23 protein-coding genes are annotated in these 24,193 nt (G+C 35.5%); 5 read left to right on the forward strand and 18 right to left on the reverse strand.

What is annotated here, in order from left to right; genetic code table 11:
* Positions 1-121 precede the first annotated feature (121 nt).
* Entirely contained in the window at positions 122-1,519 is a 1,398-nt protein-coding gene (locus ACQKTA_RS10975; RefSeq protein WP_427814735.1) for a glutamate decarboxylase, read from the reverse strand.
* Positions 1,520-1,732: 213 nt separating this feature from the next.
* Between ACQKTA_RS10975 and ACQKTA_RS10980 the strand changes: the two genes are divergently transcribed.
* Positions 1,733-3,469: a Na/Pi cotransporter family protein gene (locus tag ACQKTA_RS10980; RefSeq protein WP_427814736.1), complete on the forward strand. Its 1,737-nt coding sequence runs from the start codon at positions 1,733-1,735 to the stop codon at positions 3,467-3,469.
* A gap of 53 nt (positions 3,470-3,522) precedes the next feature.
* Here ACQKTA_RS10980 and ade read toward each other — a convergent pair whose 3' ends face one another.
* The 6 genes from ade to ACQKTA_RS11010 form a co-directional block, all read right to left on the reverse strand.
* Entirely contained in the window at positions 3,523-5,262 is a 1,740-nt protein-coding gene (ade, locus tag ACQKTA_RS10985) for an adenine deaminase (RefSeq protein WP_427814737.1), read from the reverse strand.
* A gap of 164 nt (positions 5,263-5,426) precedes the next feature.
* Entirely contained in the window at positions 5,427-6,881 is a 1,455-nt protein-coding gene (locus ACQKTA_RS10990) for an FGGY-family carbohydrate kinase (RefSeq protein WP_427814738.1), read from the reverse strand.
* Positions 6,882-7,007: 126 nt separating this feature from the next.
* On the reverse strand, positions 7,008-7,784 hold the full coding sequence (locus ACQKTA_RS10995) for an SDR family oxidoreductase (RefSeq protein ID WP_427814934.1): 777 nt from the start codon (positions 7,782-7,784) through the stop codon (positions 7,008-7,010).
* Between the two features lie 49 nt (positions 7,785-7,833).
* The gene (locus tag ACQKTA_RS11000; RefSeq protein ID WP_427814739.1) at positions 7,834-8,760 is read right to left on the reverse strand and encodes an electron transfer flavoprotein subunit alpha/FixB family protein; all 927 of its coding nucleotides are present in this window, start codon (positions 8,758-8,760) and stop codon (positions 7,834-7,836) included.
* Positions 8,761-9,549, reverse strand: a complete 789-nt coding sequence (locus ACQKTA_RS11005) for an electron transfer flavoprotein subunit beta/FixA family protein (RefSeq protein ID WP_427814740.1) — start codon at positions 9,547-9,549, stop codon at positions 8,761-8,763.
* 60 nt (positions 9,550-9,609) lie between these two features.
* Positions 9,610-11,097, reverse strand: coding sequence for an FAD-binding oxidoreductase (locus ACQKTA_RS11010; protein ID WP_427814935.1), 1,488 nt, complete (start codon positions 11,095-11,097; stop codon positions 9,610-9,612).
* Positions 11,098-11,303: 206 nt separating this feature from the next.
* Between ACQKTA_RS11010 and ACQKTA_RS11015 the strand changes: the two genes are divergently transcribed.
* On the forward strand, positions 11,304-12,017 hold the full coding sequence (locus ACQKTA_RS11015) for a MurR/RpiR family transcriptional regulator (RefSeq protein ID WP_427814741.1): 714 nt from the start codon (positions 11,304-11,306) through the stop codon (positions 12,015-12,017).
* 17 nt (positions 12,018-12,034) lie between these two features.
* Here ACQKTA_RS11015 and ACQKTA_RS11020 read toward each other — a convergent pair whose 3' ends face one another.
* The 6 genes from ACQKTA_RS11020 to ACQKTA_RS11045 form a co-directional block, all read right to left on the reverse strand.
* Positions 12,035-12,652 carry an ABC transporter permease gene (locus ACQKTA_RS11020; protein WP_427814742.1) on the reverse strand — a complete coding sequence of 206 codons (618 nt, stop codon included), beginning with the start codon at positions 12,650-12,652 and terminating at the stop codon, positions 12,035-12,037.
* Positions 12,652-13,560, reverse strand: coding sequence for an osmoprotectant ABC transporter substrate-binding protein (locus tag ACQKTA_RS11025; protein WP_427814743.1), 909 nt, complete (start codon positions 13,558-13,560; stop codon positions 12,652-12,654). The genes ACQKTA_RS11020 and ACQKTA_RS11025 overlap by 1 nt, the downstream gene beginning before the upstream one ends.
* Positions 13,561-13,564: 4 nt before the next feature.
* Positions 13,565-14,185, reverse strand: a complete 621-nt coding sequence (locus tag ACQKTA_RS11030; RefSeq protein WP_427814744.1) for an ABC transporter permease — start codon at positions 14,183-14,185, stop codon at positions 13,565-13,567.
* Between the two features lie 10 nt (positions 14,186-14,195).
* The gene (locus ACQKTA_RS11035; protein ID WP_427814745.1) at positions 14,196-15,317 is read right to left on the reverse strand and encodes an ABC transporter ATP-binding protein; all 1,122 of its coding nucleotides are present in this window, start codon (positions 15,315-15,317) and stop codon (positions 14,196-14,198) included.
* A 56-nt stretch (positions 15,318-15,373) separates the two neighbouring features.
* Entirely contained in the window at positions 15,374-16,123 is a 750-nt protein-coding gene (locus ACQKTA_RS11040; RefSeq protein ID WP_427814936.1) for an SDR family NAD(P)-dependent oxidoreductase, read from the reverse strand.
* Between the two features lie 122 nt (positions 16,124-16,245).
* The gene (locus tag ACQKTA_RS11045; RefSeq protein ID WP_427814746.1) at positions 16,246-16,812 is read right to left on the reverse strand and encodes a glycerol-3-phosphate responsive antiterminator; all 567 of its coding nucleotides are present in this window, start codon (positions 16,810-16,812) and stop codon (positions 16,246-16,248) included.
* Positions 16,813-17,224: 412 nt separating this feature from the next.
* Here ACQKTA_RS11045 and ACQKTA_RS11050 point away from each other — a divergent pair, with 412 nt between their 5' ends.
* Positions 17,225-18,484: an MFS transporter gene (locus ACQKTA_RS11050; protein WP_427814747.1), complete on the forward strand. Its 1,260-nt coding sequence runs from the start codon at positions 17,225-17,227 to the stop codon at positions 18,482-18,484.
* 38 nt (positions 18,485-18,522) lie between these two features.
* On the opposite strand, the gene ACQKTA_RS11055 is transcribed toward ACQKTA_RS11050, so the two are convergent.
* Together ACQKTA_RS11055 and ACQKTA_RS11060 are read right to left on the reverse strand one after the other, a co-directional pair.
* A complete protein-coding gene (locus ACQKTA_RS11055) occupies positions 18,523-18,930 on the reverse strand; it encodes a pyridoxamine 5'-phosphate oxidase family protein (RefSeq protein WP_427814748.1) in 408 nt (135 codons plus the stop codon).
* A 27-nt stretch (positions 18,931-18,957) separates the two neighbouring features.
* Positions 18,958-19,839 carry a diacylglycerol/lipid kinase family protein gene (locus tag ACQKTA_RS11060; protein WP_427814749.1) on the reverse strand — a complete coding sequence of 294 codons (882 nt, stop codon included), beginning with the start codon at positions 19,837-19,839 and terminating at the stop codon, positions 18,958-18,960.
* Positions 19,840-19,993: 154 nt separating this feature from the next.
* Between ACQKTA_RS11060 and ACQKTA_RS11065 the strand changes: the two genes are divergently transcribed.
* Positions 19,994-20,314 carry a DUF960 family protein gene (locus tag ACQKTA_RS11065; protein WP_407857351.1) on the forward strand — a complete coding sequence of 107 codons (321 nt, stop codon included), beginning with the start codon at positions 19,994-19,996 and terminating at the stop codon, positions 20,312-20,314.
* A 28-nt stretch (positions 20,315-20,342) separates the two neighbouring features.
* Here the strand turns inward: ACQKTA_RS11065 and ACQKTA_RS11070 are convergent, their stop codons facing one another.
* On the reverse strand, positions 20,343-20,780 hold the full coding sequence (locus ACQKTA_RS11070; protein ID WP_407856231.1) for a universal stress protein: 438 nt from the start codon (positions 20,778-20,780) through the stop codon (positions 20,343-20,345).
* A 184-nt stretch (positions 20,781-20,964) separates the two neighbouring features.
* Here ACQKTA_RS11070 and ACQKTA_RS11075 point away from each other — a divergent pair, with 184 nt between their 5' ends.
* Positions 20,965-21,336, forward strand: coding sequence for a hypothetical protein (locus ACQKTA_RS11075; protein WP_427814750.1), 372 nt, complete (start codon positions 20,965-20,967; stop codon positions 21,334-21,336).
* A 726-nt stretch (positions 21,337-22,062) separates the two neighbouring features.
* Here ACQKTA_RS11075 and ACQKTA_RS11080 read toward each other — a convergent pair.
* Both ACQKTA_RS11080 and ACQKTA_RS11085 read right to left on the reverse strand, forming a co-directional pair.
* On the reverse strand, positions 22,063-23,070 hold the full coding sequence (locus tag ACQKTA_RS11080; protein ID WP_427814751.1) for an HNH endonuclease: 1,008 nt from the start codon (positions 23,068-23,070) through the stop codon (positions 22,063-22,065).
* A 449-nt stretch (positions 23,071-23,519) separates the two neighbouring features.
* The gene (locus tag ACQKTA_RS11085) at positions 23,520-24,176 is read right to left on the reverse strand and encodes a hypothetical protein (protein WP_427814752.1); all 657 of its coding nucleotides are present in this window, start codon (positions 24,174-24,176) and stop codon (positions 23,520-23,522) included.
* Positions 24,177-24,193: the final 17 nt, after the last annotated feature.

The following is a 24,193-nucleotide window of genomic DNA, read 5'->3' on the forward strand; positions in this document are numbered from 1 at the left end:
ATAAGTCCTTCATAGGAAGGACTTAAAAATTTTTCAAATTTTTTAGAATAAAAATAAAATCGGCTTGTTATTATTTACTATCATCCTCTAAAAAAATGAACTATGGCTACTCATTTTTTGATCAATGAGTAAAGCCATAATTTTTGATTTCTGTTTCTTCATGAAAGACTAAATGACTATTTTCTAATTCTTTGATCGCGGCTGTCAAATCTTCAATAAAATCATGAGCCATATTCATTCCAAAATCACTACGGACAACAATTCGCTGAATCACTTGCTTGTCTAAATTTTTAGGCAATGGGTATGATGGAACTTGCCAGCCTTTCATTAACAAGCGATCTGAAAGGTCATACAATGTCCACTTCTGATTTTCATTTTTCAGTTTATAACAAACTAATGGTAACTGAGTCCCATCATTAATCAGCTCAAAATGCTGAGATGCTTCAATTTCTTTAGCTAGATAGATAGCGACATCGTGCGTTCGTTGATGGATGCTTTGATACCCTTCAAATCCGAAACGAACAAAATTATAATATTGTCCAATCATTTGTGACGCACTATGAGAAAAATTAATGGCCATTGTTGGCATTTCTCCACCTAAATAGCTGACGTTGAAGACTAATTCTTTCGGCAAGTATTTTTCATCACGCCAAACGACCCAACCTACACCAGGATACACCAATCCATATTTATGACCGGACGTATTGATTGAAATAACATTCTTCAATTGAAAATCCCATACTAATTCAGGTTCAACAAAGGGATCATATAAACCACCAGAAGCAGCATCGACATGGATTGGTACTTTATGTTCTGTCTGCTGGTTGTAATTTTCCACTAACTGATCTAAATATTTAATATCATCGTATTGGCCCGTATACGTGATCCCCAGTATCCCCACGATTCCGATCGTATACTCATCGATAGCTTCGATTGCTTTTTCTGCATCTAAAGATAAATGATCTTCAGTCATTGGAATTTCTCTTAATTCCACATCCCAATAAACACAAAATTTTTCCCAACAGACTTGATAACCAGAAGAAATAATCAGATTCGGCTTTTTAGCCTGAGTATCAACACCCAATTTTTCTGCTCGTTTACGCCAAGCAAACTTCATTGCCATGCCTCCAAGCATGCAAGCTTCAGAAGATCCGATCGTCGAAGTACCGATATATTTCTCTGATTCCTTAGCATGCCAAAGATCAGCAATCATATTGACACATCTATTTTCTAACTCAGCAGTTCGTGGGTATTCCGATTTATCGATCATATTTTTTTCAAGTGTTTCACTCATTAGAGCGATTGCTTCTGGCTCCATGTACGTTTGACAAAAAGTCGCTAAATTCAGTCGTGAATTTCCTTCATCTAATAAATCATCTTTGATCATTTGATACGCGATTCTGGGTTCTACTGATTGATTGGCCAAATGATATGAAGGTAAAACTTCATCTTCATTTTTTGATCCAAAAATTGGTTCTAGATACGTAGCTTCTCGTTTATTTTCCTTGCCATAAAGCATCACAACATCTCCTCTGTCATTTATCCTCTATTCTTAGACTAGCTGAAAAGTAAATAAAATACAAAAGAAGACTATTTCAAATTCATACAATAATTCAAATAAATTATTCAAATTAAATAAAAATAGTTATTTTTGTTTCAAAAGTTCTTCCTTTTTACTGTCTTATCAATTATTTTGATAGTAGCACGTAAAAAAATTAGCGGAGGATTCATCATGTCTTATCAAGAAATGCTCTTTACCTTTTTAGGTGGGCTAGGAATTTTTCTTTTTGGAATCAAATATCTTGGGGATGGCTTACAAAAAGCAGCAGGTAATCGTTTAAAAGAAATTTTAAATCGCTTTACGTCTACTCCTTTCCGAGCAGTGGTTGCTGGAATCGTTGTCACTGGATTGATTCAAAGCAGCTCCGGAACAACCGTCTTAGCGGTAGGATTAGTAAGCGCTGGATTTATGACTTTACGTCAAGCTATCGGTGTAATTATGGGCGCAAATGTCGGTACCACGGTGACCGCATTTATTATTGGATTTAATTTAAGTGCCTATGCCTTACCGATTATTGGCCTTGGTGCTATCTTACTTTTTTTTGCCAAACGCCCTACACTACATTCTATCGGACAAATTTTATTTGGCTTTGGCGCACTTTTTTATGGACTAAAATTAATGGGAAGCGCAATGGATCCCCTAAAAGATCTTCCACAATTCAACCAACTCATGATCAGTGTTTCACATCAGCCGATTTTAGGCGTTGGAATTGGTACTTTACTTACAATGGTCGTTCAAAGTTCTAGTGCTACGATTGGTATTTTACAACAGCTCTATATGCAAGGAAGTGTCACGCTGACAGCGGCTCTCCCGATTCTATTTGGCGATAATATCGGTACCACCATTACAGCAGTCATCGCTTGTCTGGGCGCAAGTGTTTCTGCTAAACGAACAGCTGCTTCTCACGTGATTTTTAATTTGATTGGTGCAATTATTTTTACTTTACTATTAAGTCCCTTTACTCAACTAGTCCTTCTATTTACGAAATCATTTGGTTTAAACCCTGCGATGCAAATTGCTTTTGCTCATGGATTGTTCAATGTTTCAAATTTAGCTCTCCAATTTTGGTTTATTCCGCAAATCGAACAAATCGTTAAGCGAATTGTTCCGGGCAGTGAAAAAAATCTGAATATCCGCTCTGTTACCTTGAGTGAACCTATCATCTATGCTTCTTCTGTCATGGCGATCGAACAAGCCAAAAGCGAACTGATCCAAATGGGCAACTATGCACTTTCTTCGGTAAAATCTGCGCATCTTTACTATAATGACACTAAAGATGAATGGCGAGATGATGTTTTTCAATACGAAGAAGCTATCAATCAATGTGACATCGAATTGACAGATTACCTTGTCAAAATTTCAGCAGCAGAATTAACACCCTTAGAAAGCCAAGAACAAGCGATGCTGCTTGAATTTACCAAAGATTTTGAACGTATCGGTGATCATTCGATGAATATCATTCGCTATATTGAAGAATCGATTGCTCTAGAAGAAAAACAACGGGTCAAAGATCGAAAAGCCAAAAAGATTCCTATTCGAACAAGTTTATTGTTACAAGATGAAGATCTAGAAACACTCTTTGCAAAAGTCCAAAAAAATATCCATGATGCATTAAGCATTTTAGAAAATGACGATATTCACTTAGCACAGAAAATGTTAGATCGTGAAGAATCTATCAATCAATTAGTCGAACTTCTGCGAAAAAAATATATTACTTTAATGACTAAAGGTGAAGGTCGTGCATCAGATGGCGTACTATTGATCGATATTAGTTCTAATCTTGAACGTACCAGTGATCGTACCTTACACATCGCCAAATATTTTTTAGGCAATAAGTACAATTTCAAATACGACACGACAAACTTTCAATATGAGGCAGAACAACACACAAAAGTTCTTCACTCTTGAAAAGCTTTAAATTAAAAAACCTTCAGCCAAAAATTTGGCTGAAGGCTTTTTACTTATTCTTCCACTGATACTGGAACGATTTCAAATTTTGTAACATCGACTAAACCGATATCTGTAATTTTCAAATTGGGAATAACGGCTAACGACATGAAACCGAGTGTCATAATAGGATCTACTTTTTCTGATACACCTAAGACTTGGTGCGCTAGACGATTGATTTCTGCTTCTTGTTTAGCAACTTCTTCTCCAGTAAGGTCACTCATCAGTCCGGCAATTGGTAATGCCATTCGTCCGACAACTTTCCCTGACTGAATGATCACGACACCGCCGTCTTGCTCTTTTAACGCCTTGACTGCTGCGGTTATACCAGTATCATTCGTTCCCGTCACGATTAAATTATGTGAGTCATGAGCGATTGACAACCCGATTGCTCCATCTTTTAATCCATAGTCTTTCAATAAACCGACAAATACATTGCCTGTATTATGGTGGCGTTCGATCACTGCGATTTTTGTTAGGTCTTGTTTAGGATCAAATACAAATTGATTTTTTTCATCTCGTTGAACCAAAACAATGGCTTCATTAGTCAATGCTTCTTGTGGAATAACCTCGATTGCACGCGCCTTGTCGCTTGTCAGTTCTAATGCTAACTGAGCAGGGATAAACTTATCGATATGTACACTTGATTGAACATTCGCAGTAGAAACACGATGAACTGGTACAAGTGATTTTCCTGCTTTAGCCACTTGTTTGCCTGAAATATAGGTTTCTTCAATTTCGATATTATCAAGATCAGAAAAAATGACCAAGTCCGCACGCAATCCAGGCGCAATCGCTCCGCGATCATTTAACTGACAACATTGGGCTGCATTGATTGTGGCCATTTGAATCGCCCGAATAGGTGAAAGACCTTCTTCAACACAAATTCGGATACTATTATCTAAATGTCCGATTTCTAAAATCGATTTGGCCTGTAAGTCATCGGCAGATAAAACACACCGTTGGTAATTATTTTCCGTCACGCCTTTTAACAGTTCACGTAAATTTTGAGTAACCGATCCTTCTCTTAAAAAGACATACATTCCGCGAGCAATCCGATCTTTCAATTCTTGGACGGTCGAACATTCATGATCGTTAGCCACGCCTGCAGCTACATATGCATTCAATTCTTTTTCAAAAACCATTGGCGAATGACCATCGATTCGTAATCCGCGGTCTTTCGCTGCTAATAACTTATCTAAAATAGAGTCCTGTGCTTGAATGACTCCTGGATAATTCATAAATTCAGCCAAGCCATCGACTTGATTTTTTTCAAACGCTGAAACCATATCGGCAGCTTCTACTACTGCACCGGCATTTTCCATGTCTGTTGCCGGTACACAAGAAGGCATCATATAGCGAATATCCAGCGGTGTTTCTTTCGCTGCAGTAATCATATAATCTAAACCCGTTAACCCTAATACATTAACGATCTCATGCGGGTCGGCCAATACTGTCGTTGTTCCGTGGGGCATCAATAATCGCCCAAATTCTTCCGGAGTGACGTAAGAAGATTCTACATGTATATGAGGATCAATAAATCCCGGAGCCACGAATTTTCCTTTTAAATCGATTGATTCTTTCCCCTGATACCCGTCTCCTATACCAGCGATTTTACCATTTACAATGGCTATGTCTCCTTTGATGATCTCCGCTTGATACACATCGATCACCTGTGCATTTTTCAATACCAAATCTGCTGGCTTTCTACCTGCTGCAGTATCAATCAATTTCTTTAAATCCGTTTTCTCCACTATCCTCGCTCCTTCTTAAATATTTTTTCTATTATACAGTTTCATTCAAATAATCTCTAGCAAATTTACTTAAATAAAAAAATTTAAAGCAATTTGTCCATTGATAAAAAAAGAAGTGATTCTTAAATAGAATCACTTCTTTTATAGTAACTATTTGATTGATCTTAAAAGGATTCATTTTCCGGATGCAATACTTTTTGTGTTTTTTTTAAAATTTCATCCGTATAATTCGTCATTACTTGATATACTTCTTCATTCAATTGCTTATATACCGCAACATTTTTTGATTTAGGTGTAAATGTATCTTTTACTTTGACCATCTTATCTACTGCTTCTTCATAATCTTTATAGATTCCTAACCCCACAGCTGCATTGATTGCGGCACCAACACTTGCACTTCCATTTACCACGTTTCGTTTAATCGGTAAATTGAACACATCTGCAAAAATTTGCAATAACAAATCACTGTTTGATCCTCCGCCAGTCACGATGACTTCATTAATTGGATGTCCCAACTCATCGATCATACTTGTTACATTGTTCTTCATAGTATATGCAATACCTTCTAAAATTGAGCGATACATGTAGCGGTAATCATGATGAGCATTAAAACCGATCATCACACCACGTTTATATGGTTCCCAAGGATTAGCTAGCCAATCTAATTTAGTCATTAAACCATCACTTCCCGCCGGAACGTTGGCAGCTTGCTCATTCAAGTATTCTTCTTCACTGATTCCTTGATAATTTGAACGGATACTGATTTTTTCGCCTAATAGGTCTTTGAACCAAGAAACTGTCCACATTCCACGACGAATACCATATCCTTCATAAATATATTGTTGCGGCATCGATGAAAGGATTCCCCAATAATTTACAGCATTACTTGGCGGCATTGATTTTCCTATCATCATACTGCAAATATATGTTCCAAGTGATACAACTGCACTCGTATCATGGATCAATCCCGCTCCTAATGCTTCTACTGCCTTGTCACTTGTTGTTGCGAAAACAGGAATGCCTTCTGGTAATCCTGTTTTTTCACTCGCCTCTTGTGTAATATAACCTAATTTTTCTCCGGGTTTTACTGCTTCAAAAAGCATGTCTTTTGACAAATTATATTGTTTCAAAATATCTTCATTTTCAGACCAATTCCATGTTTCATAATCAACTGGCCACTGGCCAAAATTATTTCCAATATTATCTTTAAACTCACCTGTTAATCGATGAGTGATATAACCACTAGTTGAGGTTACATATTGAACTTCTGGATTTTCGTGAGTATAAGGTGTGGAGGTACGTTTATCCATCCAACTAATCACTGGTTGAGCTAACGTTCCACCTTTTTTCAAAAGTACTCGACAACAACGAATAAATCCTAAGCCGATTCCTACAATATTTTCTTTTCTGACACCAAATTCATCCATTGCTTTAGTTGCAGCGACACATAGTGAATCCCATAAATCATCACCTGGGTGTTCTACCACAACATCTGCTCCTAAATGCATCGGTCTTAATGACTCTTTTCCCTCACCAACAATGTTTCCTTCTAAATCAAAAATTACGATTTTGGTACTTTGACTCCCACCATCGATACCAACAATATATTTTTTTTCCATTTGTTTCTCCTTATTTTTTCTAATGGATTCTCGTTGATTAATCTAAATTAAATTCTTGACTAGTTTGACCGATTAGAAAAAGAGACCATGATCCGTTAAAACTCATAGCCTCTTTATTGTCATTAATTAACGAACTAAGAAACCGCCGTCAACAGCTAAAATATGTCCGTTGACAAAATGAGAAGCTTCAGAAGCAAGAAAAGCTGTGGCACCCATTAAATCAGCAACATCTCCCCAACGACCTTCTGGTGTATGATCTACGATCCATTTACTACGTTCTGGATCTTCGATGGATGCTTTAGCTGCATGTGTTTTAAAATATCCCGGAGCAATCCCGTTCACTTGAATGTTATATTGTGCCAATTCATCACAATAAGCTTTTGTTAAACCAGCTAGTCCATGTTTAGATGCCGCATATGCGGGTGCCCATTGTCCACCTAAAAAAGAAAACATCGAACAAATATTAATGATTTTTCCGCTTTTCTGTGGAATCATTACTTTTGCAGCTTCGTGACTCATATCAAAGGCAGCAGTCAAATTAATATTGATCGTTGGATCCCATTTATCACGACCGTAACTTACTACATCATCACATGGACAAATACCTGCACAGTTAACTAAAATATCCACTGACCCAAATTCCGAGATACATTTTTCTACAACTTTTTGGCACACACCATCTTTCGTAATATCTGCTTCCATATAATATGTTTTAGCGCCTCGTTCAGCTAACACTGTATTAAACTCTGGATCATCTGGCATGATAGATGGCATAAAAATATTTGCTCCAGCTTCCGCTAAGGCTAATGAGAAAGCTTGTCCTAATCCGGTATTCCCCCCTGTTACGATCGCATTTTTCCCTTTAATATGAAACATTTCCATTTTAAAATCCTTGATCTCCATTTTTTTACCTTCTTTTCCTTTATTTTTTGTTTTTTCACCCATTTAGGGATTATCCCTCTATTTTTGTGGTTAATTTTCTAACAAACTCTGCTGCATCGCCATGAACTACTATACTTGCCAAATAATTCATCGGAGCTCCAAGATCTGTGTTTACTGAAATGATATCTTTAATATTCTTTAAACCTTCAATATGCTGTGTGGATCCATATATACCCAACGCAATATATAAATTTGGACTGACTGTTTTTCCAGATTGACCGACTTGAATTTCTCTAGACGCTTTTTTTTGATCAACAACCGACTTAGAGACAGAAATCGATCCAGCTAATGCTTCAGCTAATCTCTGTAATTGTTCGATGGGTTCTGAAAACCCACCTCCAGCAGAAACCAATACCTCTGCTTCTCGGATATCACTGCCTGTCGTATTCATTTCATGGATTTCAAGCACCTCCATTGAAGGCGCTACCATTTCTTTGATTACAAATACTTCTTGTTCAGTATCTTGATTGAAGTAGTTTAAATGAAAGACATTCGGATGAACACTTGCCATGATTGGAGAAGATTCACAGACAATACTAGCCATAATATTTCCAGAAAAAGCTGGCCGTACTAATTTTTTCCCTCGCTTGTCTACCTGTATATCTGTTATATCTGCAACCAAGCCCACCTTTAGCCGCATGGCTACGCGTGGGGCAACCATCCGACCAAAATCTGTTGCCAAAAAAATGATACTATCAAATTGATATTTTTTATGAACTTGCTCAACAATCGTTGCCACAACTCGACTATCTTTATATGCAATCCTTGGATCATTTACATTGATCATAATATCAGGGCCTATCATTTTTTTAGTTAAATTAATCCCTAACCCATAAATAGATACTTCTTCTGTTCCTGCTAACTGTTGGACTACTTCCATTAAATCCAATGAATAATCGATAGCATCATTATCGATTACGATCAGCCCTTTAAACATTTATAAGTACCCCTTTTCTGTTAGAAATTGAATCACTTCGTCGATTCCCTGATCATTTACAGAGACTATTCGTTGATCGACTTTTTTTCTTTTGACTAGGGTATTCTTTTTTACTTTTGTAGGTGAGCCTTTACCTCCAATTTCTTCTACAGAAAATCGAAGACTTTCATTACTGATCATTTTGAATTGTGTATCTACATTTTTCCCAATATTCTCATATCTAACAAACCCTAAACGTAAGTTCATTTGGTGGGTCACGCTTAAAACACTAGGATTTTGTAATTTTACCTGATAATATTTTTCATCTAATAATGCTTCAACTCGTGAAAAATCTTTGTTGACCTCTTTGATAGCAATAATGTTAGAAAGTTGATCTAATCCTAAAAATTCCGCGATTTGAGGCGCAACATGTCCGGTCCCGCCATCTAGCGTATGCGTTCCAGTCAGTATGAAATCAAACTCTTTATTTTTTAAATAACTTGCTAAGATTCTGCTTGTTGCCAACGAGTCACTGCCAGAAAAACGGCGATCACTAATCAACGTTGCCTGATCTGCCCCTAGTCGAATAAAATCTTTCATCTCTTCTTCGAGCTTCGATGGTCCCATCGTAATAATTTCTACAGTATTAGAAGGATCTTGCTTTTTTTGTTTCATAGCAAAGGCTACTGCATTTTTATCATCTGGATTCAAAATAAGATGTGACGCTTCTCGGTTGATCTTGTCAGTCTTATAATCGTATTCGAATTTCTCCGTATCCGGTACAAACTTGACTAAGCAAATGATATTCATAAAATACCTTTCCACTATTTCAATCAAGGATGCAAAACATCCTTGATTGAAATCATAAACTTATTTTTGATACTTTAGACCTTCTTGCACAGGATAAATATTTCCAAAGCTCATAACACCTTTAGGATCAAATACTTCTTTTAAACTTTCTAACATATAGTAGGCAGATTGGTGTTCTTCTTTAGTCCATTCATTTCTATATTTACCGATTCCATGATGATGACACATTGAACCACCCAATTTTAATGTTTCTTCAACAATAATCGCCTGGATTGGATGATGATAAATTTTCATTTCATCTTCTGGCTCGCAATTAATATTGTAGTTATATACAAAGTACATATTGGTTCCATTTAAATAACTATGAGATGAATGACCTCCTAACATAGTTAGATCATGTGCTCTTGGATATTCATTCCGAATGCGATTAATGACATTGTTATAAATTTTTGGAATTGTTTCCCAATCTCCAGAGATTTCAGTAGTATAGCCATCATGTTTATCATTGTCGATCATTCCTTGAACTTCATCATCAATCGTTTGTTGTGTCCAATTTAACTGATTAAACCAGTTTTCGATCAATTGCGAATCAACTTGTTTAATAATGCCGTCTTTGAATTTTTCAACTGCTTCTTCAATACCTTTTCCAGTTGCTTCAACAATTCCTTCCGGACCTTCTGCCATAAAAATTAGTACACACTTTCCGTCATAAAAATGATAAAAATGCTGTCTAGCATCTTCTGGAGAATAAGTCCGTGCAACAGACGGTCGGTAACCATTCACCATAACTTCGCGCAAAACTTTGACACCCGTTTCAACACTGTCTACCAAATAGCCATAAAACTTATTATTATCGGGATAGTATTTAAAGATTTTGACCGTGACTTCTGTAATATAGCAAAGTGTTCCTTCATTTCCGATTACGATATGTCGAATATCTGGACCACCAGCACGACGAGAGATATTTTTAATTCTTGAGATATGTCCATTAGGAAATACACATTCTAAGCCAACAACCATATCTTCAATGCCTCCATACAGCGTTGAGAATTGGCCGATTGAACGAGTAGCTACTAACCCACCATATTGTGCAACCGGTTTAGATTGTGGAGAGTGCCCGGTAGTATAGCCGATTTTACGCAATTCGTCTTCTAAATCTTGTAATTTTACTCCTGCTTGAATAGTTGCTTGCATATTATACGGGTCAATTTTGATCATCTCATTCATTGTTGATCCATCAATCACTAAGGCTAAATCTTTCCAATTTTCTAATCCACCCTCTGTAGCGGTCTTTCCACTTCTAGGAATCACATTAATATCATTATCATTGCAATAGACTAAAAGTTCTTTTACTTCTTCTGTATTCTTTGGGAAGACGACAGCTGTGGGTAACGGATTATCTAAAACTCTTTTTGCTTTAGCATACTTACGATAGCGATCAGAAGATGCATCATATAGTGTTTCATAATCAGTCGTAATTTGTTCTTCCGATAAAATTTTCTTTACATCATTGATAATTTTTTCTTTTACAAGTGCATCAGAATTCATATGATTAACTCCATTCATCTTTTTTAGAAAGCGCTTTTATATTTTTTAGTATAGACGCCGCGTCTTAATTTTACAATTAAAATTTGATTAAATTTTCTATTTTAAAAGCACTAAAAATGATATTAAGGAAAATTTTCCAAAATATGTTTGCGCAAGTTAAAATTATTATGCTATTCTGACTATACGGTCTAGAGGAGGTTAAAAAATTGAAAATACAGATGGAACATTTAAATGATCTGGAAACTAAAATACATGCTCACTTAATTCAAGAAGCTGAAAAACATACTCAGCTAACTATTACTGAGGCTGCTGAAATAGTTGGTGTCTCCCCCTCAAAAATTTCAAAACTAGTTAAAAAAATGGGATTTTCTGGTTATAAAGAATACCTTCGCTTTTTGACTGGCCAAGAGTTAATCAAACAAAAAAAAATAAATGATGAATTTTCACGTATCCAATCCTTTATGGAGTCCTTCGATTATTCATCCGTTGACTACTTAGTTGATTTGATTCAACATTCAGAAAAAATTCTTTTACTTGGTTATGGGCCAACTGATTTTTGTATGGAATATTTTGAATACAAATTAAATTTTACAATGAATAAGAATGTGATTCGAATTAGTCAACCTTCGTTGATTCCTGACTTAGTAACAGAAGATTCACTCTTGTTAGTATTCTCAGTCGCTGGAAAATTCGCCGATTTCACTCCTATATTTGAAGAAGCAAAACGCCATCATGCAAAGTCACTTTTAGTTCTAGAAGAGCTGAATAACCAACTTTCTTTAGATAATAGCGAGGTCATTTTTTTGACGAAATCACATCAAAATCCTAATCTCAAATCTCATGAGAAAACTCGAACTATCTTATTAATGTATATCGAAGAAGTGATTCGTGAATTAAGTAAAGAAAACTACCACAAATAATATTTGTGGTAGTTTTCTTATTTCATCATCCAATCAAATAAACTATCCATTAATATCGCGATAATTGCACACAATACTGCCCCTACAATAATAATCGGTGCACCATCTGTAATCGCAATCCCTCGCAATATCACATCACCCACGCCTCCAGCACCAATAAAAGAGCCGATAGTTGTGATCCCAACTGAAATAACTAATGCATTTCTTATACCGGCAAAAATTACAGGAATTGCCAATGGAATCTTAATCATATATAAAACTTGATAACGATTCATACCGATACCTTTGGCACTATCTATATACATTGGGTCGATATTCAGTAAACCTACATACGTATTTTTTACAATTGGCAGTAAAGAATATAATACAACCGTTGCAACAACCGTATTTTGACCAAGCCCCATCAATATTAGCAAAATAGTCAACATCGCAATTGAAGGAATTGTCTGAATCACATTGATAATACCAATTACGACATCTGCTAATGCGGGCCGTTCAGAAAGTAAAATACCTAGAGGAAATCCCACAATAAAAGTTAAAGCTACGCCAATCACTGAAATGTAGATGTGAATACCAAATTGCATAATCAGGTAGGTAGAATTTTCACTTAAATAACTGCTTAAATTATTTATCATTAGCTTCCCTCCTCAAAAAAATGATGTTGTTCTAAAAATCGACGAGCAATAATTTTAGGTTCTAATAATTCATTGTCTGAATCATAATTCAGTTGTTGCATTGTTTTCGTATCTATTGTATTTTCTAATTTCAATAATAGGGATTTCAATTCAGGATATTTTTTCAATGTTTGATCTGAAACAACAACACTACAAGTATATGGCGGAAAAAATTTGCGATCATCTTCCAGCATCACCAAATTATAACTACCCACCCGCCCATCTGTTGAATAACCTAAAATGACATCTAGCTCATCTGCTACTAAAGCATCGTATAATAACCCTACCTGCATCGGATACACTCGTTGAAACTTTGTGTTATAAGCTTCCGTATATCCTCGATACCCATCTCCTTCTCGCTTATACCAAGTTTGGTCTGAACCCAAACGCATTTTATCCGCACATTTTTGTAAATCACTAACTTTTTTTAATCCGTATTTTTTTGCAGTCTCTTGCGTGACCATAAAGGTGAATTGATTCGAAAATCCATAGCTAGGAAACCATTCAAATTCATATCGTTGTTTAAATTCATGTTGAACAATAGTCAATGCTTTTTTCGGATTTTTTTCAGTCGGTAATCCTAATGTTCCAATTAAATCGGTACCTGTATAACGAGTTGGAGCAATATCAAGATCTCCACGTAGCATTGCTTCGTGCATAAGATTTGCCGAGCCTAAATTATTTAAATAAACAATATTTTTATTTGTGTAATGTTGCAATAATTCAACCACGATATTTCCTAATATTTGAGACTCGGAGGTAACGCCGCCAGCCACCGTAATTGTATCCTCTTGATCTGAAAAATTTTTAACAACAAAACTTCCGAATAAGAGGATTGTTGCGATTAATAAAAAATATTTTCTCTTCATCGATTCATCCTCTATCTTTCGTTAATCTTAGTTCAGATTTTTTTAAAATCCCATCTGTGACTAAAGCAAGAAGTGTAATTGGAATAGTTCCCATCAATACTAGATCCATTCTATATAAATTCAATCCATTAAAAATAAAATCACCAAGTCCTCCAGCTCCGATGTATGCCGCCAATGTAGTCCAAGAAATGACGTATACTGCAGAGACTCGGATCCCTGCCATAATAACGCCCATTGCTAATGGTAATTCAATCTGCATTAATCGCTGATTTTGTGACATCCCCATCCCCTTCGCGGCATCAAGGTAAGTTTGATTTACTGAATTTATTCCTACATAAGTATTTCGTAAAATGGGTAAAAGCGAATAAAGAAATAATGCAATCACTGCTGGTACTTTTCCAATACCAAAAAAAGGAATCATGATCGATAGCAATGCCAAAGATGGAACTGTTTGAAAGACCCCTATCACTTTAATAATTGTTTCAGAACCTTTTTTCAGTCGAGTCAAAAAAGCTCCTAAAGGTACTGCCACTAGTATGCCTAAAGTAGTTGAAAGAAAGGAAAGATAGAAATGCTCCCAGAATTTCAACAAAATCTCATTTCCATATTCAGCCCAAAAATTCATATTGGCCCCCTTACTTTAATTGTTCTTGTACTAAAGAAACTAATGATGAGCGTGTAACGATCCCTACTAAGTGCTCTTCATCATCTACGACAGGCAAATACTTAAAGGTATGATTAATCAACGGTTCGATCACATCAGCTACTAATGCTTTTTTATTTACACTTGCTGTATCTCGCTCCATAATTTCGATGATTGATGTCATTGGTTTCAATTTTGAAATATTTCGCTCGATAAAATTAATATCCACAAACCCCTTCAAACACTTCTGATCATCTACCACTAAAAGTGTATCTACTTTTTTATCTGACATTTGACGAATGGCATCAGTGACTGATTTACTTAGTGAAATAGCTTCGACTTGTGGTACCATTAAAGCTTCGACCGTCATCTCAATGTTGTAATAACTATTTCGTTTACGTTTTCCGATGAGCTCCTCTACAAAATCATTTGCTGGATGTTCTAAAATGGTAGTAACATCTGCATATTGAACAATCTCACCATGATCCATAATAATTATTTTATCTGCCAATTTAATCGCTTCATCCATGTCGTGGGTCACAAATACAATCGTCTTCTTCATTTCTTGCTGTAAGCCTTTGATCATTTCCTGTAAAGCCTCTCGAGTGATTGGATCTAATGCACCAAAAGGTTCATCCATCAAAATAATATCTTGATCAGCAGCTAATGCACGTATTACACCAATTCTTTGCTGCTGACCACCAGAAAGATTTTTAGGTTTACGTTCAAGAAAGTCCAGAGGAAGATCCACTCGTTGAATCAATCGCTCTGCAATTCCTGCCTGCTTATCATTACTCCACTTTAATAATTTAGGAACAATCATAATATTTTCCCGAATCGTCATATGAGGAAATAGCCCAATATTCTGAATTACATACCCAATCTTCCTTCGTAAATCATCCTCATTTAAATTTTTGGCATCTTGACCATTGATTTTAATCATTCCTTCAGAAGGCTCGGTCATACGATTGATCATTCGTAACAATGTTGTTTTTCCACTGCCACTTGTCCCTATAATACAAATAAACTGATCATCCTCAATCGTTAAGTCACAGGGTTGAACCGCGATTGCTGTTTTGCCATATTTTTTTGCTACTTGTTCAAATTCAATCATTGAATACTTCCTCCATCACTTTATATCTTGGTCTTATCTACAAACTTTTCGTTACTCTAACGAACTAAGTAGCCCCCATCAACTGTTAAGATATGCCCGTTAACAAAATTAGAGGCAGGACTTGCTAGATAAATAATCGTACCCATTAAATCCGTTAATTGTCCCAATCGGTTCGCAGGAACATGTTTTATGATCTTCTGTTTTTGTGATGCTTTACTATATATCATTGTCTCGGTTTCTAAATAGCCTGGCGCTATTCCATTGACCTGAATATTATATTCTGCAAGTTCATCACAATATGCTTTCGTCAAGCCTACGAGACCATGCTTCGTTGCAACATTCGCAGGTGAGTCCTGATCGCCCAAAAATGATTGCATAGAACAAATATTAATGATTTTTCCACTTTTTTGGGCAATCATTTTTTTTGCTACTTCATGTGATAATTCAAAAGCTGCTGTTAAATTCAATTGAATCATCTGATCCCATTGCAATCGATCAAACCTAAGAACACTATCCTTCAAAAGTACATTGGCACAATTAACTAAAATATCTACGGAGCCAAAAATTTCAATACATTTTTCAACCACTTGTTGCGGAATATTTTCCTCGGTTAGATCAACTTCCATAAAGACATAGCAAGAACCTATTTCCTCAATAATTTTTTGCGTTGTCCCATCATCATCAATCAAACTAGGAACAAATATATTTGCCCCACTTTTTGCTAACGCCAGAGAGAGAGTACGACCAATTCCTGTATTGCCTCCTGTTACAATTGCTGTTTTACCATCAAGAGAAAAAAAGTCCATATTAAAATCAGTAATGTCCATTCGAATACCTCCTTGTGAAATAATTACAAACACTAAAAAGCGAACACCAAATAAGCTGGTGTTCGCTTTTCTCTGTCCTCTTAGCAATAACCGTTAATTTTCTATATTTCCCAAACATCCATATTTGTAGTCGAGATCGCCATCGCACCTGCTTGTAAAGCCGTCATGACTAACTCTTTATCGCAAACTAGTCCACTGGCAATTATCGGAACATCTACAACTCCTTGTACCCAAGATAAAACTTTTGGCATGGCACCTGGCAGAACTTCTACAACATCTGCTTTTGAAGTACCTAGTTGTTTGGGTAAATTATGAAAAGACTTAGAATCAATCAAAAAAAATCGATGAATCGTAAAAAGTCCACGAGCATTGGCAGCTCGCAAAAGAATTGATTTGGAACTAATAATACCGTCAGTTTTAGTGGCACGTTTTAAGTAGTCTACAGCAGTTTCTTTAGTGGCTAAACCATCAATCAAATCCACATCTACCATAACAACTTTTCCTGCTTTTTTTAAGCGGTCCACGATATCAACAATACTGCACACATCTCCATACAGTACAAAAACAATATCGCTATCACAAGTCAGGGCTTTTTCAAAACTGCGATTATTATTGATTGCAGCAATCAATGGATTCTCTTCCATCAATTGAATTATTTTCTTCTTCATCCAATATACCCCCTAACTTGTAATTAAATACGCTTTCATTTTAACTCAACAAACAACACTTTTCATGTTTTGTTTGACTCTAGCACTATTTTTACGGTAAACATACAATTGCTTTTAGCGAATAAATAGATATGGTTATTAGTTTTTTTTAGTGTAATGGAAATTTATTAATTCGTCAATTGGCCTAGAATGAAAAGACTATTTAAATGTTGCTGTAACTCGAATTAGGTTTATTTACAATAATAAATTTTTTGAACTACTATTAAAAAAAATTAGCATAAAAAAATATTGACATCGCTTACATTTACTTCTATACTTTGGTTGTTACTAGAGACTAGAGAGAAGTAACGCTTATTTAAGCGTTGCTTCTTTTTTGTTTTTTGTAGAAAAATCACAAACAGGAGGTTGTTATATGAACAATCAATCAGTTAAAAAATGGGGGACATTGTTACTCTTATCCGCTGGGGCCGGAATTATTTTTCAGCTACCCTATATTCGAGAAACTTTTTATGTTCCTATCCAAAAAGCAATGAACTTAACAAATGCACAAATGGGAATGCTCTCTTCAGGCTATGCGACCATGGCAACTTTTTCTTATTTTATTGGAGGAATTATTGCAGATAAGTTTTCTGCTCGAAAATTATTAACATTCTCATTTTTAGTTACGGGTGTATTAGGTTTTTGGTTTTCAACATTTCCTGGTTTTCAAATCAGCCGGTTAATCTTTGTTTTGATGGGCATATCCACTATTATCACTTATTGGTCAGCAGCAATCAAAGCCACCCGCATGCTTGGTGACAGCTCAGAACAAGGACGCCTATTTGGTTGGCAAGAAGGACTTCGAGGGCTTTTAAATGCTTTGTTAGTTTTTGGGATGACTGCTGTATATAGCCGATTTTCAAATGAAGTATTAGGAACTACTTGGGCCATTCGTGTCTGTGCTATCACTGTATTTATTATTGGTATTTTAAATTGGTTTGTTATTGAAGATACAGCTGCAGAAACCCACACTGAGCCTATTTCTAAAGTCGCGCTCGGCATGTTTAAAACACTTAAAATGCCTCGCACGTGGGAGCTGGTAGCTATTGTATTTTTTGCCTACAGTATGTATGGTATTTTAGGATATATCAATACCTATGCCATTAATGTTTATGGACTTTCTGTTGCTGCAGGAACTTCTCTTGGAGGCATGCGTTATCTTCTTCAAGCAGTTGGAGGAATTTTAGGAGGAATCATAGCAGATAAAATTGGTTCTCGACTTCGTGTAATTATTGGCGGTGCTGCGTTATTAACACTTTCATTTGCAGGTTTTCTAATTTTACCCGAAAATACCGGATTGTTGACAGCTGTTATCGCAAACTTTATCTTTGGACTATTATTTATTTATGTGGTTCGCAGTCAATATTTTGCTATTATCGATGATGCAGGCTTCCCGGTAGAAATGACCGGGCGCGTTTCTGGTATTGTATCATGTTTAGGTTATTTACCCGACGTATTTATGTATACTATGATCGGTGGATGGTTGGATGCTAACCCTGGAAAAGCTGGATTTAATATGATGTTTATGTATGCTATCGCCATGGGAATTGGATGTATTGTATTCTCACTAGTACTCACTGCAATTATAAAAAAAACAAAAACAACTGAGGTACCTACTGCAGAGTTAGATTAATAGAAATACCCTCCTTCAAAAAAGAAGGAGGGTATTTTTTAATTTTCTGGAACATCTAAAATCTCGGCGTGCATATTTTCATAGTGTTTAAGACTCAGAGTTTCAAAGACTGCAATAACCGGATGTTCATAATTTAATTGCTTTTGAAATTCATTTAATTTTGCAGCTAATAATTTATATTCTACTAGCTCTTCGATAAAGAAATACCCTTTTAATGCAATACTTTCGTGTACTTCTTTATCAAAACAAAAAAGACTGCCTGAACGATTTGTCCGAATATTTTCTGCTGTTTTTCCATCTCCATTAATATAGAATTTAAAATAATAAAAACCATTTCTTTCAAGTGGCGGCGAGACAGCAATCGTGTGAGGGAATCCGCGGCTATCAATGGTAACTAATGTATAAGTGTCAGCTCTTGCTAATAGCAGTTCCATTTTCTTATCCATTTCCTTGGCCTCCGTTCATTCATACTGTTACTTTTTAGGCACATAAAGCGGCACAAAATCTGCCAAAAATTCAACTGTTAGAGGTAACGCCGGACCTTTGTCTCCATCAATCCGAGAATAGATTTTTTTATCTGTCAGAGGTTTCAACTCAAGTTTATCTGTTTCTAAATAGGTTAAAGAATCAGAATCTTTCACACGACCAGTAAAAATCAAGCGAATCAATTGAAGTAATTTTCTAAAACGCATATTGTGCAAAATACTTACATGTAATTTATCGTAATCCGTATCAATATAGGTACGACCACCAATTGAATGCGTCGTAGTAGCTAAAGAAAACCATACTTTTAATTTTTCATGATATTTATTAGCAGTCACTTCAACTGGATAAGAACGATTTTTGCCTAATTGTTTAAATGCCTTTAATGGATAGACGATCAAACCTAGTTTTTGCTTTTCACTTTGGCGAACTTCATTTGAGATGTCCGCAAAAGTCCCAAATGTAAATGAACTAATGATCGCCTTTTGATTGTTTTGGCAAGAAGCAATCCCTACATTACGTTGATGACCCTCAATAATCACATCCATTGCCTCTTCTTCATCCATTGGAATATGCCAACGTTTAGCAAAATTATTGATCGTTCCTCCTGGAATAATCCCTAATGGAATTGCTTTACCTGCTTGAACAAATGCTGTTCCAACAATATTTAATGAACCATCGCCCCCGATAGACACAATGCCATCGTATTCTTCGACAGCTTCTTTCACTTTTTTTATGGCTTTCTCAGGATCAGGAGCAGTCAGAAAATCTGCCTGATACCCTTTTTTTTCAAATTTTTCTTGCATTTTTTTTGCCAATTCTTCTGCATTTCCATCCCCTGCATTGGGATTGAAGAAAATACCAAACCGCATCCTAATCGCCTTCTTCATTTAAATTTTCTTACTTTTACAATATCATTTTTAGTCATAAAAAGCCTTTATAAAGGGTCGATTGTGACAAAACTGATAGATAAATCTTTTATTCTTAAAAAAAACTGCTATTATGGATGCAATAGGAGGTCTTTTCATGTTTGAACCAACAAAATCGCGTCTTAGTGAGATTCCATTTGATCGTGTACCTGAACATATGCAGCAAGAAATTTGGCATATGATTTTCATGCGGCCTTTAAAGGGGTTACCCTTAAATTCACCGCAACGTTTTCATTTTTTCAAAAATAAAATCGCTGGAACTTTGAGTGTTGTTTATTCTCAAGCGGAACCATATTTTTCTGATAGTATCACGGCACCTTATGTTGAAGCCTATAAAGATATCGAGTTTCCATCCGTCATGTATGTTTACGATACAGGGGATGGACTAATAATGACATTAAATCAAAAAGACGTTTGAGCAATTGCTCAAACGTCTTTTTACTTATTTATTTAACAACCATGACATTACAAGGCGCTTGATTGACTACATAAGCAGTAGTCGAACCAACTAATAATAAGGACAATGCACCTAATCCAGTTGCCCCCATTACAATTAAATCTGTATCTAACTTTTCAGCTAGTTCAACGAGTTCTCGTTTTGGATTACCTGCAATAATGTGCGATTGTAGATGAACTTCATGCTCTTCTGCAACACGATGATGTTCTAATTCATTAATAATACTTTGGGCCTTTTCGTGGACTTCTTGCATCAAAGGAATCGAATTTCCGCCAGTTGTTCCACTAAAACTCGTCGTATCGATTACTGTAGCTAAAACTAATGTCCCTTTATTTCGTTTAGCTATATTTATTGCTTCATCAAATGCTTTTTTAGATTGCGCAGACCCATCCACAGCCACTAAAATATTTTTATATTCATCAACCATCTTCATTGCCCCCTTTACAGCCCCTAGTTTATCATTTTAACCTCTTTTAGAATAACAAAAATAATCAATTCTCTTTATTTTTTTAATTTGACAAGTTAATTCTACTTAAAAGCAAGCGTAGAAAATTGTTCTTTCGATCATAAGGTGCTAAACTTTTATCACTAACTAACAAGGAGAATCAGAGATGAATAAATCACAACGAAAAAAAGCCCATCTCATCATTCATAGTGCTTCTACAGCAGCTGGAGGTGTCGGCGTCGGAATGGCTCAACTTCCCTTCCCCAATGCAACTGTGTTATTGCCGATTCAGACAGCGATGGTGATTGCTTTAGGAAAAGTATTCGATATCAAACTAGAAGAGGGCGCCGCCAAAGCACTCGCTACTCAATTTTTAGCTCAAAAAGCGGGCCAAATGATAGCTCGTTTTCTTGTTGGAAAACTACCTTTAGCAGGAAATATCATCAATGGTTCAACGGCTGCTGCGATTACTGAAAGCTATGGCTGGATGATTGCCAGAGACTTTTCTGAGCAATTTGATAAAAAATACAACTTATAATTTTTGCTTAATTACTAGTATTGGGCAACCCTTTTTACGTCTAACTCCCTTATACTATAGGTGTGGATGAACTTGGTGTTTTACTCGTTCAATGAAGTAGTCCGCATTTAAGATAGAGGTGTTGGTTCTATTCCAACCTTCCACACTTAGCAATTTAAATGTGATAATAAATTAAAAACACTGTTAAACCAACGTTTATGATGGATTAACAGTGTTTTTTTATTATAAAAATATACATTTTGACAAGTATTTAAATAACCTTTTTACCAAAAATTAAAGCTTAATAAAATAGTCAATTTTTAAAAGTGTTTAGATTTAAAAAAATTCAATAAGTCGTGGGAGTTACTAAATATTTTGAATTCGTTCTTTAGCATGTTTTATTTATTTTTCATAAAAAATTTTTTGGAATTCTTCATTATTTGCAACTACATATTCTACCGTTAATTCCATTCTATTTTTTTAGTATCATAGATGTGGATCCGTCACTGATTTTATCACTCTCTAACAAGGATTGACAAGCACTCAAAATTGAACTTTCTTGAATCATCTGTTTAAACCTTACAGGAAACGGTTTAGTTTCCATAATCATTTTATTTATTGCTTCCTCAAATTCAATAAGGATTTTTCTTCTTTCATAAATCTAATCATCTCCTAAAAATTACCTTATACTCTAACACTTTTTATCTTCGATTTTAACAAAAGCTTATAGACGATCTCTCTTAAATGCTAAAAGTTACAGCTATCATTATGACTTTTTAACGCTTTTTTAGATGGCCTATTTTTTCCTTTCGCTGAAAAATCAATGATTTTTCCTTGCAAGTAAGAATAGTTACTATCAGAAAGCAAAGATGTATCTAAAATTAATTTATTTGTCTCTGCCTCTATCGTTAATAAATAGTGATCCCATAACTTATGAATATCAGCACGTAAAAGAAGGCCATTTTGAACTTTATTTGTTTCCAAACCTTTATAAGGTGTAATATGTGCCGCTTCTAAAACTGAAGGTGTATTACATCCAGTTATTGCGCAAGTACCTTTATAAGCTATCATTAAATCAGTTTTAAATTTACTTTGACCTTCTCTCTTATGCCCAGAAGCTGTTAAATTTTTTTCTCTAGTGTCTTCTATTCCTGAAGGATCGTATACTTCTTCAGCCTCTTCTATCAAAAATTCATTTTCGGATTGATATTGACTTAAAAAAGCCATATCAAATAATTGATTAGGAGATTTTGATAGAACGTCAGGATCAATTTCTCCCTTTTCATTTGCACAGTATACTATAAAAAAGCCAGCAACCCAGCCAATAGGGATTCCAATCCCAACTTTATATCGAGCTCCATCACGGCCTTTACTCTTATTTTGTATTAATACACCTAATGGAATTTTGTCTTCCAAATTTTTTACAATTGCTTTATTATCTGAAATAGAATCTCTATCCGAAATACTCGAATCTCCACGTTGATGATATACATATATCCAACTATGATCTGAAAAATAATAAGGTTCACGGTCCGCATATATTCCTTTTAATGTCTGTTTTATAGATGTAGCATAAACAGAATCTTTCTGTTTAAAAATGCCTTGGGCAGGGCTTAGCAATGGGATTCCATTATCATTCTTAGGGGTATACTTCATGTTCTCATCACAATTATTTTTTAAGAACCATTCTAAGGCTTCGGTTATTTTCTTATCATTACCATCTTTACTGGTAAAATATTCGCTAATTTTTTTCATTCCCACCCCTCCTTTTCGTAGTAAAAAAAATACCATCTCGTATAGAAAAGATTTTTATATTATTCTCTCCCTTGTTCTTGCAGCCATTGCGATTGAATTTCACCAGATGTGATTGTCTACCGTTTCTATCTTCATCAATGAATTTACATTTCTGGTAGTGTTTTCCATTAACAACGGTTCAGCTTTGGATTTCGTAGCGTTCTTTTAACATTTTGAATGATTTTTCGTTCAAAATATTTCTGTGTCACATTCGTACTTAAATCGTACCCTTTACCAATATCTTAGATTCTTTTTTGCTTTTTTAGGATATGAATCTCCGTATCGTTGCATATATTTAAATTTTCCTTTTACGGTAATTTCTCAATCTACACAAATGTTACTACTTAATTCGATTGTAGATTATTTTTTAGGATTCAATAAAAAGCCCCAAAAAGTGAGGCTGGGAGATATCATTCTATACCATACTCCATATAACCTGTTTGGATTTCTCCTGATGTTTTCATATGCCTAGGCGTACTTCTTAATGCTTCTTCTATAGGCATGCCATTTTGCACCTTATATGCAGCGGGGGACATACCGTAAACATTCACGAAACCGATCAAAGTACTTGTATCTGTAGAAATATCTTGAGTTGTATCATCATTTTGTTGCTGAGCTTGATTGTTCGAGTCTAATTGATTTTTTTGAGCTTGGGTAATGATATTGCCTGCATCATCCATAGCAAGACCATTCTCGCTTAAAGCCATACCAAATGCTTCCCACTCCTTATTAGACCAGTTTGAGCGATCGGCCGGTATAGATTGCAATGTACGCTGTTTTAGCTGTTCATACGTTTCCTCTTGAGCCGTCGTAGGAGTAGTAATAGAATTTGTATTTGATGTAACGGTAGTTGAAGATAAATCAGTAGCAGAGCTTGAAATAGAGCTTGTAGTTGTGGTACTGCTGCTTTCTTTAGTCTGGCTACTTTTAGGTTCCTGCTGTTTAGAAGTAGCGTCTGTAGTTTTATCATTCGAACAAGCAGCTAGTAGTAAAGTAGAACATACCAACAATGCAATACTAATTTTTTTCATTTTATTTCCTCCTAAATATTTTACAATTTTATTCATATTAAGGAATCCCCAAA

It is taken from the genome of Enterococcus sp. 22-H-5-01 (assembly GCF_050310005.1).
In the GTDB taxonomy this organism is placed as follows: domain Bacteria; phylum Bacillota; class Bacilli; order Lactobacillales; family Enterococcaceae; genus Enterococcus_A; species Enterococcus_A hailinensis.